Origin of the sequence: Geobacillus sp. E263 (assembly GCF_007197795.1) — a bacterium.
In the GTDB taxonomy this organism is placed as follows: Bacteria; Bacillota; Bacilli; order Bacillales; family Anoxybacillaceae; genus Parageobacillus_B; species Parageobacillus_B toebii.
This window is the reverse complement of record NZ_CP041632.1, coordinates 568,836-582,465: the sequence shown is the minus strand read 5'-3', so window position 1 is coordinate 582,465 and position 13,630 is coordinate 568,836. Positions and strand designations below refer to the sequence as shown.

Below are 13,630 nucleotides of genomic sequence, written 5' to 3'. Positions count from 1 at the left end.
CAAAAATTAGATAAAATTGTATTGCATTTCAAAAAAGGCGTATATATAATAAAAACGGACAATAATATTCCGTGAAAATGGGGCATTAGCTCAGTTGGGAGAGCGTCGTGCTGGCAGCGCGAAGGTCACCGGTTCGAACCCGGTATGCTCCATTCGAGAAACCCTTGCGTGGCAAGGGTTTTTCCTTTTTATCTAGATAGGGGGGGCATTTTTATTTAGCAATAATCTTTTAGAAAACAGCCAATAAAAAAGCACCCGGCAAACATCATGAATCAACTTGTCGACAAAATCGACAAGCCGATCCCTTGCATGGCAAGGGCTTTCTTTTTTACATTACAAAAGGACGATCATATATAAAAATTGCGCGTTGACTCATATTGAAGGAGGTATAAGCAGATGAGAAAATTAGCAAATTTGCTGGCAGCAGCTTTATTCATTCTCTTTTTTCCAACCAGCAGCTTCGCCCATCCAGGAACTCTTGACGAACTAGGCGGACATTTCCGCAATTCAGACTGCGTATACTTGCTGCATGAACCGACAGCGCTTGCCATGCAGGCCAAAAATAAAGCAGAGCTTGTCCAATTAGTCAAAAAATACAATAGCAATGCCAAGTGCACCCGACAGCTGACGGTGGATAAAATTGACCTAGAAGGGCATACGCTGGGCGGAGTCCCTGCAACGAAATCAAGTTCATCGGCCACATTGCGATTAGGAAAAAAATATCCTGCAACATTAGTAGAGTGCATTGATGGAGATACAGCAAAGTTTATCGTCAATGGCCGCGAATATACAACCCGCTTTCTATTCATCGATACGCCGGAAAGTACAATCGAAGTCGAGCCGTATGGAAAGGAAGCAAGCCGATTTACTTGTTCCCTCTTAAAACAAGGAAACATCACATTGGAAACTGACGGCAGCACGCTGTTTGATAAGTATCATCGCTTGCTCGCTTGGGTGTGGGTAGGAGACAAATTGCTTCAGGAAGAAGTGACCAAAGCAGGACTGGTCGAAGACTTTTACGATTACGGGGATTATAAATACGAAGGTCGAATCCGCGACGCCATGGCGGAGGCGAAACGAAACGGCGCGGGAATGTATGGCCGTTCATCCGCGCAAAAACCTGATTCCTCCCGTCAGCAGCAAACAGCGGAAGAAAAAACGGAAAGCAAAAAAACAACACCCGCACCAAACTCACCGGCACAAGAAAATGAAGCGCAGCACGATGACCAGCAAAAACAGCACGATGCAGAGTCCGACAAAACAAATTCATTCCTTTACTTGCTCATTGGCGCAGTTGCGATTATCATTATTTACGCTTTCGCCCGCAAATAATATGATACGGCTATATGCAGCATCCCGCCCCGAACGAACAAAAGGAGCTAACAACTAGCTCCTTTTGTTTTATAATGACTACCGGGACCTGTTACTGCTCCGGCAGCAACTCTTCAATCACCGACTGCTCGGACAAATGAGCCGCTGTGGAGAAAGAAGCGCCATTTAGCCGCTTAAAGCCATATTTCTCTAACCTCTCTATTTGCTCTTCCGTCAAGTCATTATAAGCAATCACCGAAGGGGTTCCTGATGACTTATAAATTAAATTGCCTGTTACCGGACATTGAAACGCATCAGCGACAAATCCTTCCCCGTCTTGAATCGTAAATAAGCGAACCGGCATCACGTCCATATATTTCCCTCTTTCTACGGTGTATTTTCTTTATTACAATTGTCCAATCCCACCGTATTCTATACAATTCTTTTGCCAACAATGATCAAATCCCGTTCGATCCCTTCTAGCTCCGCAACCTTCGGGAGATGCCCCCATGTTTCAAAGCCAAAGCGGGCAAAAAGCCGCAAGCTTGGCTCATTATGCGCAAAAATAAACCCTAAAAGGGTTTTTATCTCCAAACTAGGCGCTTCCTCAATCGCTTTTTGAAGAAGCTGTGTGCCAATTCCTCTTCCCCGATATGCCTCGGAAATATAAATGCTAATTTCCGCTGTATGACGATATGCCGGCCGCCCATAAAACGACTGAAAACTAAGCCATGCGCACACATGACCGTCCAGCTCCACAACCCAGATCGGGCGCGTATGCGGATCGTGCGCGAAAAACCATGCTTCCCTGCTCTCAACAGTCACTGGTTCGAGATCTGCTGTTACCATTCTTGTCGGAATCGTTTCATTGTATATCTGAACGATTGCTGGTAAATCTTCTCTGTTTGCATTTCGAATCATCGTATCTCCACCTTATGGAATAATATTCCTCTACAGAAAAGAATACCATAATTATCGTTCAAAATGACATACTCCTTGTTGTAATTATCATGATGTAGTATGAAACAGGGAGGAATTTTTATGCAAAAAAATGTGCAAAACGGTAAAGACTAGCTATGTAAAACGATCTATATTTGGAGGAAACCAATGAAAAACTGGGATGTACTAATATCGTATTTACGCCTTCCTGTTTTGGTACGATTGTTGTTAGTTGGAAGTATAATGATCGTCTTTTTCGGAACATTGATTCATTTCGTTGAACCATCTACATTTCGCAATGTATTCGATGGAATATGGTGGGCCATTGTGACAACCGCGACGATCGGTTATGGCGATATGGTGCCGAAGACGTTTGCCGGGAAAATCATCGCCATTTCCCTCATTTTGTTAGGAACGGGAGTCATCACCACTTATTTCGCTACATTATCCGCAGCCGCTGCGGCAAAAGAGTCTATGTTATCGAGCGGGCAGCTACGTTACATGCAGAAAGGGCATATCATCATTGTCGGTTGGAATGAACGGGCGCGCGAGGTAATAACAAAATTAACGAAATATCACTCATCGCTTCGATGCGTGATTATCGATGCGACTTTACAGGAACTTCCGGTTTCCTATAAAAATGTTCATTTTATTAAAGGAAATGCCAGTTACGATGATGTGCTTCATAAAGCGAACATTGCCGAAGCGCAAATGATTTTAATTACAGCCGATCAGCATAAAAATGAAGCAGAAGCAGATAAAGATTCGATTTTAACATTGTTGGCGGCCAAAGGACTTAATCCTTGTATATATGCAATCGTTGAAATTTTAACAGAACAGCAAGTGAATAACGCAAAGCGGGCTGGCGCCGATGAAGTCATTCAGACCAATTTGCTGTCAAGCTTTGCGATGGTAAACAGCCTTCAGTCGCCAGGGGTATCGAAAGCGACGGAAGAGTTGCTTCATCAACTTCATAATAGAAAACTACAGCTTATCGATGCGGAAGGATTATTCATCGGAAAAACATTTTTTGAAATCAGCCAAATATTATTAGACAAACAAATAATTTTAATCGGTATAATGAGGGGAGAAGAAGGATATATAAATCCTTCTCCACATTTTTTGATCGAAAAGGGAGACCGTTTGTTCGTGATCATGACTTAATCAAGCAGTTGGCTTTCTAAATCTTTGACAAGCGCTTTTCCAATGTCAATATATTTTTCCGGAAACGTCGCATCAGGGTCTTGCGGCTCCGCAAATTGGTTAAAAGCTGCGCCAAGATTGCCGCCATCGGCGTGGTCATCAATCCCTATTTGATACTTATGGGACAATAAAAATGGCCTGCCGAGCTTGACGGTTGTTCCATGGGAATCGAGCTGCCCGTCAATTGCTTCAAACGGAACGCGCAAAAATTGATATCCTGCTTCATCGTCAATTTTATAATCGAACGAACCATGATCATAATCCCAATTTCCACCAATCGTATAACCAAGCGGTTTTAACAACTGCTCCAGCTTATATAACGGAAACGTCTTTCCTTCTAATCGTGAAGGAATTTCAATCATCGCAAACACCCTCCTTTTTCATCTATGTTTCCCTATTTAGCGATAATTTAAAAAAAATTTCATTCTACTCATCCCTTCGAAAATAATGTTTCCCGATTGCCAATGTCATCGACCGCTAATCTGCAAAATGCTAAAAACAAAAAATCAACAGCCCTTCCGTTTGCGGGAAGGGCTGTTGTTGATCAGCGGCTATATCATGGTATTTCTGTAAACTGTTCGACAGTGCAGTTGTTTTTGCCGCTGTCTGCACAGAAGAGATCACATCAGAGGTATTATAAAACATCGGGAGGATGACGAACCGCGCCAAGTTATTTTTGTTGTTGGGAGTGGCTATTCATTGGAAGGCTTTTTGGCTTTTCCGCTATTTCTTTAGAAAATTCCATAGTCGCTAAATTTGGCATTCTTCTTTGATTCATAAAGCTGTTTATGCCACGCATCGCCCGCTGAATCGGATTTGGCGTCATATAATAAGCGTTGCGTCTCCTTCTCATGCTGAAAGCAGCTGCGGCAATTCCCAGCCCCAATATAGTCCATATGGCGTTGTTATTGCTTCGGTGTCCTGTTAAGCGCAATAACTGATTCCACATTCCTCTATTACTCCCAAAATTAAATAGACGGTTCATGATCTGTACACTCCTCTTTTCGGATTTCCCTTGCGCTCGAAAAAATTTTCTTTTCGAGCATTTATTAATGTGCGTTAGTGAAGCAAGTTCATGTATGGAAAACACTACTTAATGACACCGTGTATTTCTTGTATTATTGCTCCTGATTGCCAAAATAAAGCGCAAAAACTAGAATAAAGAGGAATTAAAACCTTATATTTCCAAAACGATTATTTATGCCATGAAAAAAGGGCTCTCCATAAGGAAAGCCCTTCTTATTATTTTAATCGCTTTTCAAGTTCTGCTTTTTTCTCTTCATATCCAGGTTTGCCTAAAAGCGCAAACATGTTGACTTTATACGCTTCTACCCCTGGCTGGTCAAATGGATTTACCCCTAACAAGTAACCGCTCATCGCACACGCTTTTTCAAAGAAATAGACGAGATAGCCAAACGTATATTCATTTAGTTCCGGAAGGGTAATCACTAAATTCGGCACTCCGCCATCCGTATGGGCAAGAAGCGTTCCTTCAAACGCCTTCGTATTGACAAAATCAACCGTTTTTCCTGCCAAATAGTTCAGTCCATCTAAATCGTTTTCTTCTGCTTCAATAACTAAATCATGGCGCGGTTTTTCGACTTTCAATACCGTTTCAAACAAATCGCGGCGTCCTTCTTGGATATATTGCCCTAATGAATGAAGGTCAGTCGAGAAGTTGGCCGATGCAGGGAAAATCCCTTTTTGATCTTTCCCTTCACTTTCGCCAAACAGCTGTTTCCACCATTCCGCAAAATATTGCAGCGCAGGTTCATAGTTAATGAGCAGTTCAATCGTTTTTCCTTTGTTATATAAAATGTTCCGAATCGCCGCATATTGATAAGCAGCGTTTTCTTCGAGTTCTGAGCTGCTAAAGTCTTCGCGCGCTTGCGCCGCCCCTTTCATCATTTCTTCGATGTTTGCGCCGCTTACTGCGATCGGAAGAAGCCCTACCGCAGTTAATACAGAATAACGGCCGCCGACATCGTCCGGAATGATAAACGTTTCATATCCTTCCGCCGTCGCAAGTGTTTTTAATGCGCCGCGCGCCCGATCTGTTGTCGCATAAATACGTTTGCGTGCTTCTTCTTTTCCGTATTTTTCTTCCAAAAGCTTACGGAAAATACGGAACGCAATAGCTGGTTCTGTCGTTGTTCCCGATTTAGAAATAACGTTAATCGAGAAATCTTTTCCTTCAAGTAAGTCCATTACTTCTTTCATGTATGTCGAACTAATGTTGTTGCCGACGAAAATGATTTGCGGCGTATTTCGCTTTTCTTTCGGAAGCGCATTATAAAATGAATGATGAAGCATTTCGATCGCTGCACGCGCTCCTAAATATGAACCACCGATTCCGATGACTAATAATACGTCGGAATCCGCTTGAATTTTTGCGGCCGCTTTTTGAATGCGGGCAAATTCTTCTTTGTCATAATTCACCGGCAAATCAAGCCAGCCTAAAAAATCATTGCCCACTCCGGTTTTTTCATGAAGGGAATGGTGAGCAACTTTCACCGCATCGCGCAAATATGTAAGCTCATGTTCACCAAAGAACGATAATGCTTTTGAATAATCAAAACGAATATGTGTCATACGCTCGATCCTCCAAACAAAAATGTTTTCCCTTTTTACACTTTAACGAAACAATCAGAAGGAATCAAGTCACACCCTATCGTGTAAACGAATTCATTTTGAACATTTCATGGCCATAAACAAAATAAAAGAGGCAGCCGCTGCTGCCTCTTTTCCCAATTACAATGATGCACGTAAAATCGCAAGCACATCATCGCGATTTAACTTTTTGAACTTTCCAAACTCGCCATTCGCCATCGCTTTATCGGCAATTAATTCCAAACTTTCTTCACCAATTCCGTAATCGGCAAGCCGCGATGGCGCTCCGATGCTCGACCAAAATTCGCGCAATTTTTCAATTCCTTCTAACGCTGCGTCTCTCTCCGATTTTCCTTCTGGATTTACATCAAAAACGCGGACGGCTAATTGTGCAAACCGGCTGGCATTTTCATCAAGCACATGTTTCATCCAGTTCGGGAATAAAATTGCAAGTCCCCCAGCGTGCGGAATATCATAAACAGCCGAAATCGCATGTTCAATATTATGGGTCGCCCAGTCGCCGCGGACTCCCATTTGCAAAAAGCCGTTAAGGGCAATGGTGCCGCAGTATAAAATCGTTTCCCGCAACTCATAGTTTTGTAAATCATTAACTAGCTTTGGCGCCGCTTCCATTACTGTACGCAACACCGCTTCACACATCCGGTCTTGAAGCGGGGTATTCGTTGTATGATGGAAATATTGTTCAAACACATGGGACATCATATCGACGATTCCGTAAACCGTATGATCTTTCGGAACAGTTAGCGTATATGTCGGATCAAGAATCGAAAATTGCGGGAACGTTGCTGGGCTGCTCCATCCATATTTTTCTTTTGTCTCCCAGTTCGTAATAACTGAACCAGAGTTCATTTCCGAGCCGGTTGCCGCAAGCGTTAATACAGTTCCAAACGGAAGCGCTTCTGAAACCGTTACTTTCTTTGTGATGAAATCCCATGGATCGCCATCGTATTTTGCACCCGCAGCGATCGCCTTCGTACAGTCAATGACACTGCCGCCGCCAACGGCAAGCAAAAATTCTATTCCTTCTTTTTTGCAAATGTCTACACCTTTTCGCACCGTTGACAAGCGCGGATTTGGCTCCACTCCTGGAAGCTCTGTCACTTCCACGTTCAACTCATTCAATAGACGGATGACTTCATCATACAATCCGTTCCGTTTAATGCTGCCGCCACCATAGACAAGCAGTATCTTTTTTCCATAACGCGGTATTTCCTCTTTCAGCTGCTCAATTTGCCCCTTTCCAAAAATCAACTTCGTCGGGTTTCGAAAAGTAAAATTTTGCATATGTATCCATCCCTCCTTTGCTTCTATTATGGAGGCTGCTTCCTTTGGATGTAAAGTAATTAATTTTTTTCACAAACTATGCATATTTTCCGTGAGTATTATGCATTCTATAAGCGAACGATTGAAAATTTCAAGGAGGAATTTACCGATGAGTGCACTTCAGCGCATTGCACTGTTGCTTACGATTATCGGCGCTATTAACTGGGGATTAATCGGTTTTTTTCAATTTGATTTAGTAGCAGCTATATTCGGCGGACAAGATTCCGCATTATCACGCGTCATTTATGGACTCATTGGTATTGCCGGACTCATTAACCTTGCGCTTCTTTTTAAGCCTGCAGAAGAGCTAGGGCGCACAGAACCAAAAACTTCCCGGACATAAAAAAGTAAAACACTCACCTTGGAAAAGGGTGGGTGTTTTACTTGGATAAGTCTTCTTTTTTCGATTGTTCGATCCATTCTTGCAGCTTTTCCTTTAATGTGTTAAACCCTGGGTTTAACGACATTTTCACCTTCACGTGCCGTTTTCTCCTTTTTCCTTGTCTTTCTTCCACCGCTCTCATGGACAGGCTGACCCGTTTTGTTTGTGGATCGATGGACAATACTTTTACGGTTATTTCGTCACCAACATTGACGTAATCTTTAATGTTTTTGACAAACTCATGAGAAATTTCCGAAATGTGAACAAGTCCTTGCGTCTCTTCGTCTAGTTCCACAAAGACGCCGTACGGTTGAATGCCAGTAACCTTTCCTTTCACGATACTCCCTACTTCAATATGAGACAAACAAAACACTCCTATTTTCCTAATTGAATATGTGTTTTTATATTATAACATAATTTTTGTCCAATAGAAAAAATATGTTCTGCCATCCCAATGATGGAATGGCAGAACATTCATGGCTACAATCGATCTAAAAAGCGTTTCATTCGTTTGATCGCTTCTTGCAGCTGTTCCATTGAGGAAGCGTAAGAACAGCGAATATATCCTTCCCCGCTTGCGCCAAATACGTTTCCAGGTACGACCGCAACTTTTTCCTCCAACAACAATTTCTCTGCAAATTGTTCGGATGTCAGCCCAGTCGATTGAATAGACGGAAATGCATAAAACGCTCCGCCAGGCATATGACAGCTAAGCCCAATTTCATTTAACGATTGCACAAAATAGTTGCGGCGGCGACGATAGCTTTTTCTCATATATTCGACATCTTGCTCTCCGTTTCTTAACGCTTCAATCGCACCGTATTGCACCATCGTCGGCGCACACATCATCGCATATTGATGAATTTTTAACATCGCTTGTAAAATTTCCGCAGGCGCCGCGGTAAATCCAAGCCTCCAGCCCGTCATGGCAAATCCTTTCGAAAAACCAGAAATCAAAATGGTCCGCTCCCGCATTCCATCTACCGCCGCAAAGCTTATGTATGAATCGTCATACGTCAGCTCTGCATAAATTTCGTCCGAAATAATAAGCAAATCATGTTTTTTTGCGATTTGCGCAATTGCTTCTAGCTCTTCTTTATGGAGCACCGTCCCTGTCGGATTGTTTGGTGAACAGATGATGAGCGCTTTTGTTCGATCGGTAATAACCCGCTCGATTTGATCTGCACGAAGCTTGAAATGTTCATCCCCATTTGTTTCTACCGGAACAGGCACTCCTCCTGCCAACGTAACAAGCGATTCATAAGCAACAAAGCTAGGCTCAACAACGATCACTTCATCCCCAGGATTCACCGTTGCCCGCAGTGCTAAATCAATGGCTTGGCTTGCGCCGACCGTGACAAGAATTTCTGTTTCGGGATCGTATTCAATATGGAATTTTCGGGCTAAATAAGCGGCAATTTCTTGACGAAGCTCTAAAAGTCCAGCGTTTGCCGTATATGATGTATATCCTTGCTCAAGCGACAAAATACATGCTTCACGTATGTTCCATGATGTGACAAAGTCAGGCTCGCCCACCCCTAGAGAAATAACTCCTTCCATGCTGGAAGCAAGATCAAAAAAACGGCGAATTCCTGACGGCTTCAGACGAGCGACTGTTTCCGACAAATAGGATTTCTTCGTTCGTTGCATCATGGCGCCATCACGATGCGACGATCTTGATCTCCTTGGTCAAACACCGTACCGTCATGTTTATATTTTTTCAATATAAAATGAGTCGTCGTCGAAATGACGGAATCTAACGTTGATAATTTTTCAGAAACGAATTGCGCCACTTCCGACATAGAACGCCCTTCAATGACAACGGATAAATCATACGCTCCTGACATTAAATAAACGGATTTTACTTCTGGAAAACGATAAATGCGCTCCGCCACTTCATCAAACCCTACTCCTCGTTTTGGCGTTACTTTGACATCAATCATCGCCGTAACTCCTTCATGTCCGTCTACTTTTCGCCAGTCGACAAGCGCCGCGTACTGCACAATCACTTTCATTTCCTCAAGTTTTTTCATGATCGCTTCTGTTTCTTCCACGGATAACGATACCATTTTTGCCAGCGTTTCGATCGGAATACGCGCGTCTTTTTCTAATATTTCGATAATTTCTATTTCTTTTTCGGTCAGTTTCACTCTCCATCCCCCCGATAAACATTTTCACATAAATTCTATCAATTTGCACGAAAAAAATGGCAAATAATACAACTATGCTACAATAAATTATGAGAGGTAGCGAACGATGGCAACATCGCAACCAAGTGCGCAAACAATCCAGTTAAATAATATTCAGCTTTATTACGAAGCATACAATATGGAACAAAAACGCTCTGTATTTGTTGCGCATCCATCGTCTGCCCACACCTTCCAAGCAAAAATGTTGAGCATACAAAAATTATAAGCGATAATCCTTAAAAAAAGAAGGGAGAGGACGCATTTTATGTATTCGTTTGACGATGTCATCGACCGCCGCAATACCCACTCCTTGAAATGGGATGATACAGAGCGCGTTTTTGGAGCGAAAGACGTGCTGCCATTGTGGGTAGCGGATATGGATTTTCCAGCCCCTCAAGCCGTCATAAAAGCGCTGCATGAACGAATTGCACACGGTATTTTCGGATATACAGTCATTCCCCATTCGCTAAAAGACGCCATAAAGAATTGGCTCAAGTTGCGGCATCAATGGGAGATTGAACCATCCTGGCTTTCGTTTTCTACTGGTGTAGTGCCGGAGATTGCCAATGCCATCGAAGCGTTTACGGAACAAAATGACCGCATCGTCGTCTTTACGCCTGTATATCCTCCACTGTTTCAGCTTGTTAAAAAACATCAGCGCACGCTTGTAACAAGCCCTTTGCGACTTGCAGAAAACCGCTATGAAATCGATTGGGAAGATTTCGAGAAAAAAATTCAAGGTGCCAAATTATTGCTGTTATGCAGCCCTCATAACCCTGGCGGCCGTGTTTGGACATATGAGGAATTAACAAAAATAGGGGAATTATGCATCAAACATAACGTCATCGTCGTTTCCGACGAAATTCACGCCGATTTGACATTTCTGCCGCACCGACATGTTCCGTTCGCTTCGATTGATCCGGCATTTGCGGAAAACAGCGTCACATGCATCGCTCCGACGAAAACATTTAACCTTGCCGGACTGCAAGCGGCCGCTGCGATTATTCCAAACGAAACATTAAAACGGCAATTTAACAAAGTACAACAACGGCAAGGCTTTTTTACACTCAACACCTTCGCGGTTGCCGGCACCGAAGCAGCTTACCGGCACGGTCAGGAATGGCTCGATGCATTATTGCGATATTTACAAGAAAATATTGATTACTTATGTTCTTACATAGAAGCAAACTTGCCAAAACTTCGTGTCATTCGCCCTGAAGCGACATATCTCGTGTGGATCGATTGCCGGCAACTAGATGTGACAGAACAACAACTAAGGCAGCTGCTTTTAGAGAAAGGGAAGATTGCTGTAGAATTTGGAAGCAAATTCGGAGAAGAAGGGAGAGGATTTATTCGCATGAATGTTGCTTGCCCGCGAAAAACGTTAGAAGATGCTCTTTTCCGCCTATCAGTTGCGTTGCAATAGCTTTCATCTTCGAGCAACGAACGAGATTTTAAAAAATAAGAAAAGGCTCTTTCCTTTACACAAGGTAGAGCCTTTTTATCTATTTTTTAATTTCACCACATGCAATTCGTCCACCAGCATCTCCAGCCGGCTGTGTCATCCCATCATCTTTTCTTTCATGGATGACAATCGCCGTCCCGTCTTTTGTCAACAGCGAACCTTTCTGTCCTTCTTTCAGCGTCACATTTGGCGCTGTCAATTCCACGTTTACCGTTCCGTCCTCTTTTACGATAATATTAGGCAAGTCCCCGGCATGAGCCCCTTCTGGATGAAGCAATCCATGTTTCTTTCCATCTGGATTGTAGTGGCTTCCAGCCGATTGAAAGTCCGGCTTTTTGCAAACTCCTTTTTCATGAATGTGAATCGCGTGCTCACCAGGCGGAAGTCCCTCCAAATCCAGTTTCAATTTAACGCCTTTCGCTTGTTCTGATAGTTTTATCGTACCGATCGAATCACCGGCACTATTAATCATATTAACTTCTAAATTCGTCACGTTTTCCTTTTTACAACCGGCGGCAAATAAAAACACCGCCAGTAACAAACCTAACTTTTGAAACACAAAACCCCTCCAGCAACACCTTTTTACATATAGTATTGCCAAAGGGGAAAACAATTAAACCATCATTTTTCATTATGAACAATATTGTCTTTCTTTAATTGTTCTTCTAATTCCTTTGCCTTTTCTTCCTGACGTTTCGAAATTTTTATGATCAGCCGCATCGTTAAAATTGCGGCAATAAGAAAAATCGTACATGTGATGGCAGCTGGAATGTACTCTCGTTTATCTTCAGGAAAATATAAAAAAGTCCAGTTTAATATATATGGAATGATCATCGTTCGACAACCTCTCACGCATAAAATGATACATCAATTATTATATTATCATAAACCAAGCGAAAAATCCGCCAAAAAAGCGACCTTTAAAGAGCAAACTTTTTTCTTAGCTGATTGATTTTTATTAAAGGGCTTCTTCTTGATTCGTTTCAACGAAACGGATATTTCTTCAAAAAGAAAAAAAGGGACTTTTTTACAGCCCCCTGTGATGAAACAGTGCAAGTGCGCCTTTATTAAGCCTATTCGCTTGCCATTGGGAGAGCCGCCTTTATTCCTTTTGATTGCGGAGATCGTCCCGAACGGTTCTTTCCCATAGTTCAACCCCGGAATAATAAGCGGCACGGCTGATAAAATGCGCTGCAACTGGAGAGGTCATAAAAATGAAGACAACTCCTAATAAAAGACGGGAATTAAAATGACCTTCCTGGATGAAAAAATGAAAACACGTGCCAAGTAAAATAAACATAATCCCAAGTGTGGTGCTTTTACTGATAGCATGGCTTCTTGTATACACATCTGGCAGCCGAATCGCGCCGATAGCTGAAATTAACACTAAAATAGCACCAACAACCACGAAGAAAATAACAACTGCATCAGCGATCCCTTTCACGTTCGATGACCACACCTTTCTGTAAAAATTTTGCGAACGCCACCGTTCCAAGGAAAGCTAAAATACCAATTAACAAAATCACTTCAAGAAACTCACTCGTTTCTAATATGATGGAGAAAATCGCTACAATTCCTGCCAAACAAATTCCCATTGCATCAAGTGCAATCACTCGGTCAGCAACGCTCGGCCCTTTCACAACCCGATAAAGAAAACAAAACATGGCAATGGACAGGATAACGAGCGCAATATTAAAAATAACCGTCATTTGCTCACCTCCAGAATCGTCTTTTCAAACGATTCTTTTATTTGTTTAATCGTCTCCTCGACATTAGGAGCATCAAGTGCGTGGACATAGAGCGTATTACCGTCTTCCGACACATCTACAACGAGCGTTCCGGGAGTTAACGTAATTAAGTTAGATAGCACCGTGATTTCCCAGTCTTTTTTTACCTCAAGCGGCAGCGCGAAAATACACGGTTGAATATTCATTGACGGGGCTAATATCACTTTTAAGACAGCAATATTCGACAACAACAGTTCTTTCAAAAAGATAAGAATAAGCTTGCATATCACAAGAAAAGGGATGACATAGAAACGAGAGTGAAAATATCTTCTTAACATGAAAATAATCAGTAAACCAAGAATGTACCCGACAATGAAGGTGGAAGCATTAAACGAAGCGGAAAGAAACATCCAGACAAATGCTAATAAAACATTCAGCAATATTTGTAATGCCATTCGTC

19 protein-coding genes and 1 tRNA gene are annotated in these 13,630 nt (G+C 42.4%); 6 read left to right on the top strand and 14 right to left on the bottom strand.

Translation table 11 applies throughout. The features are described from left to right. Positions 1 to 79 precede the first annotated feature (79 nt). Positions 80 to 152 (top strand) — tRNA-Ala (locus FNL97_RS02940). Positions 153 to 396: 244 nt separating this feature from the next. Further along, a complete protein-coding gene (locus tag FNL97_RS02935) occupies positions 397 to 1,332 on the top strand; it encodes a thermonuclease family protein (RefSeq protein ID WP_015864925.1) in 936 nt (311 codons plus the stop codon). 91 nt (positions 1,333 to 1,423) lie between these two features. Here FNL97_RS02935 and FNL97_RS02930 read toward each other — a convergent pair whose 3' ends face one another. Continuing rightward, positions 1,424 to 1,684 carry a hypothetical protein gene (locus tag FNL97_RS02930; protein WP_015864926.1) on the bottom strand — a complete coding sequence of 87 codons (261 nt, stop codon included), beginning with the start codon at positions 1,682 to 1,684 and terminating at the stop codon, positions 1,424 to 1,426. 59 nt (positions 1,685 to 1,743) lie between these two features. Continuing rightward, on the bottom strand, positions 1,744 to 2,232 hold the full coding sequence (locus FNL97_RS02925; protein WP_089098054.1) for a GNAT family N-acetyltransferase: 489 nt from the start codon (positions 2,230 to 2,232) through the stop codon (positions 1,744 to 1,746). A 186-nt stretch (positions 2,233 to 2,418) separates the two neighbouring features. Between FNL97_RS02925 and FNL97_RS02920 the strand changes: the two genes are divergently transcribed. Further along, positions 2,419 to 3,414 carry a potassium channel family protein gene (locus FNL97_RS02920; protein WP_143415018.1) on the top strand — a complete coding sequence of 332 codons (996 nt, stop codon included), beginning with the start codon at positions 2,419 to 2,421 and terminating at the stop codon, positions 3,412 to 3,414. Here FNL97_RS02920 and FNL97_RS02915 read toward each other — a convergent pair. The 4 genes from FNL97_RS02915 to FNL97_RS02900 form a co-directional block, all read right to left on the bottom strand. Continuing rightward, positions 3,411 to 3,815, bottom strand: coding sequence for a YugN-like family protein (locus tag FNL97_RS02915; RefSeq protein ID WP_062677756.1), 405 nt, complete (start codon positions 3,813 to 3,815; stop codon positions 3,411 to 3,413). The two genes, FNL97_RS02920 and FNL97_RS02915, sit on opposite strands and share 4 nt — an antisense overlap. 308 nt (positions 3,816 to 4,123) lie before the next feature. Further along, on the bottom strand, positions 4,124 to 4,402 hold the full coding sequence (locus FNL97_RS02910) for a hypothetical protein (RefSeq protein ID WP_286173465.1): 279 nt from the start codon (positions 4,400 to 4,402) through the stop codon (positions 4,124 to 4,126). A 293-nt stretch (positions 4,403 to 4,695) separates the two neighbouring features. Beyond that, complete coding sequence (locus FNL97_RS02905) at positions 4,696 to 6,045, bottom strand: glucose-6-phosphate isomerase (protein WP_015864932.1); 1,350 nt, start codon at positions 6,043 to 6,045, stop codon at positions 4,696 to 4,698. Positions 6,046 to 6,204: 159 nt separating this feature from the next. Next, positions 6,205 to 7,368, bottom strand: coding sequence for an iron-containing alcohol dehydrogenase (locus FNL97_RS02900; protein ID WP_143415016.1), 1,164 nt, complete (start codon positions 7,366 to 7,368; stop codon positions 6,205 to 6,207). A gap of 148 nt (positions 7,369 to 7,516) precedes the next feature. Between FNL97_RS02900 and FNL97_RS02895 the strand changes: the two genes are divergently transcribed. Beyond that, on the top strand, positions 7,517 to 7,750 hold the full coding sequence (locus FNL97_RS02895) for a DUF378 domain-containing protein (protein ID WP_143415015.1): 234 nt from the start codon (positions 7,517 to 7,519) through the stop codon (positions 7,748 to 7,750). A gap of 37 nt (positions 7,751 to 7,787) precedes the next feature. Here the strand turns inward: FNL97_RS02895 and yugI are convergent, their stop codons facing one another. The 3 genes from yugI to FNL97_RS02880 form a co-directional block, all read right to left on the bottom strand. After that, positions 7,788 to 8,153: a S1 domain-containing post-transcriptional regulator GSP13 gene (yugI, locus tag FNL97_RS02890; protein WP_143415014.1), complete on the bottom strand. Its 366-nt coding sequence runs from the start codon at positions 8,151 to 8,153 to the stop codon at positions 7,788 to 7,790. Positions 8,154 to 8,269: 116 nt separating this feature from the next. After that, positions 8,270 to 9,439: an aminotransferase gene (locus FNL97_RS02885; protein WP_502707806.1), complete on the bottom strand. Its 1,170-nt coding sequence runs from the start codon at positions 9,437 to 9,439 to the stop codon at positions 8,270 to 8,272. Then, positions 9,439 to 9,939 carry an Lrp/AsnC family transcriptional regulator gene (locus tag FNL97_RS02880; RefSeq protein ID WP_015864937.1) on the bottom strand — a complete coding sequence of 167 codons (501 nt, stop codon included), beginning with the start codon at positions 9,937 to 9,939 and terminating at the stop codon, positions 9,439 to 9,441. The genes FNL97_RS02885 and FNL97_RS02880 overlap by 1 nt, the downstream gene beginning before the upstream one ends. Before the next feature lie 106 nt (positions 9,940 to 10,045). On the opposite strand from FNL97_RS02880, the gene FNL97_RS17870 reads away from it, so the two are divergent. Then, positions 10,046 to 10,204 carry a hypothetical protein gene (locus FNL97_RS17870; protein ID WP_160331304.1) on the top strand — a complete coding sequence of 53 codons (159 nt, stop codon included), beginning with the start codon at positions 10,046 to 10,048 and terminating at the stop codon, positions 10,202 to 10,204. A 39-nt stretch (positions 10,205 to 10,243) separates the two neighbouring features. Next, positions 10,244 to 11,404 (top strand): MalY/PatB family protein, encoded by a 1,161-nt coding sequence (locus tag FNL97_RS02875; protein ID WP_062677749.1) that lies wholly within the window; start codon positions 10,244 to 10,246, stop codon positions 11,402 to 11,404. A gap of 79 nt (positions 11,405 to 11,483) precedes the next feature. Here the strand turns inward: FNL97_RS02875 and FNL97_RS02870 are convergent, their stop codons facing one another. The 5 genes from FNL97_RS02870 to FNL97_RS02850 form a co-directional block, all read right to left on the bottom strand. Then, the gene (locus tag FNL97_RS02870) at positions 11,484 to 12,002 is read right to left on the bottom strand and encodes a superoxide dismutase family protein (protein WP_015864940.1); all 519 of its coding nucleotides are present in this window, start codon (positions 12,000 to 12,002) and stop codon (positions 11,484 to 11,486) included. 62 nt (positions 12,003 to 12,064) lie between these two features. Next, entirely contained in the window at positions 12,065 to 12,277 is a 213-nt protein-coding gene (locus tag FNL97_RS02865) for a hypothetical protein (RefSeq protein ID WP_015864941.1), read from the bottom strand. Positions 12,278 to 12,545: 268 nt separating this feature from the next. Next, complete coding sequence (mnhG, locus tag FNL97_RS02860) at positions 12,546 to 12,887, bottom strand: monovalent cation/H(+) antiporter subunit G (RefSeq protein ID WP_062755858.1); 342 nt, start codon at positions 12,885 to 12,887, stop codon at positions 12,546 to 12,548. Continuing rightward, positions 12,871 to 13,152, bottom strand: coding sequence for a Na(+)/H(+) antiporter subunit F1 (locus tag FNL97_RS02855; RefSeq protein WP_062678373.1), 282 nt, complete (start codon positions 13,150 to 13,152; stop codon positions 12,871 to 12,873). The genes mnhG and FNL97_RS02855 overlap by 17 nt, the downstream gene beginning before the upstream one ends. Next, positions 13,149 to 13,625 carry a Na+/H+ antiporter subunit E gene (locus tag FNL97_RS02850; RefSeq protein ID WP_015864945.1) on the bottom strand — a complete coding sequence of 159 codons (477 nt, stop codon included), beginning with the start codon at positions 13,623 to 13,625 and terminating at the stop codon, positions 13,149 to 13,151. The genes FNL97_RS02855 and FNL97_RS02850 overlap by 4 nt, the downstream gene beginning before the upstream one ends. Positions 13,626 to 13,630 lie beyond the last annotated feature (5 nt).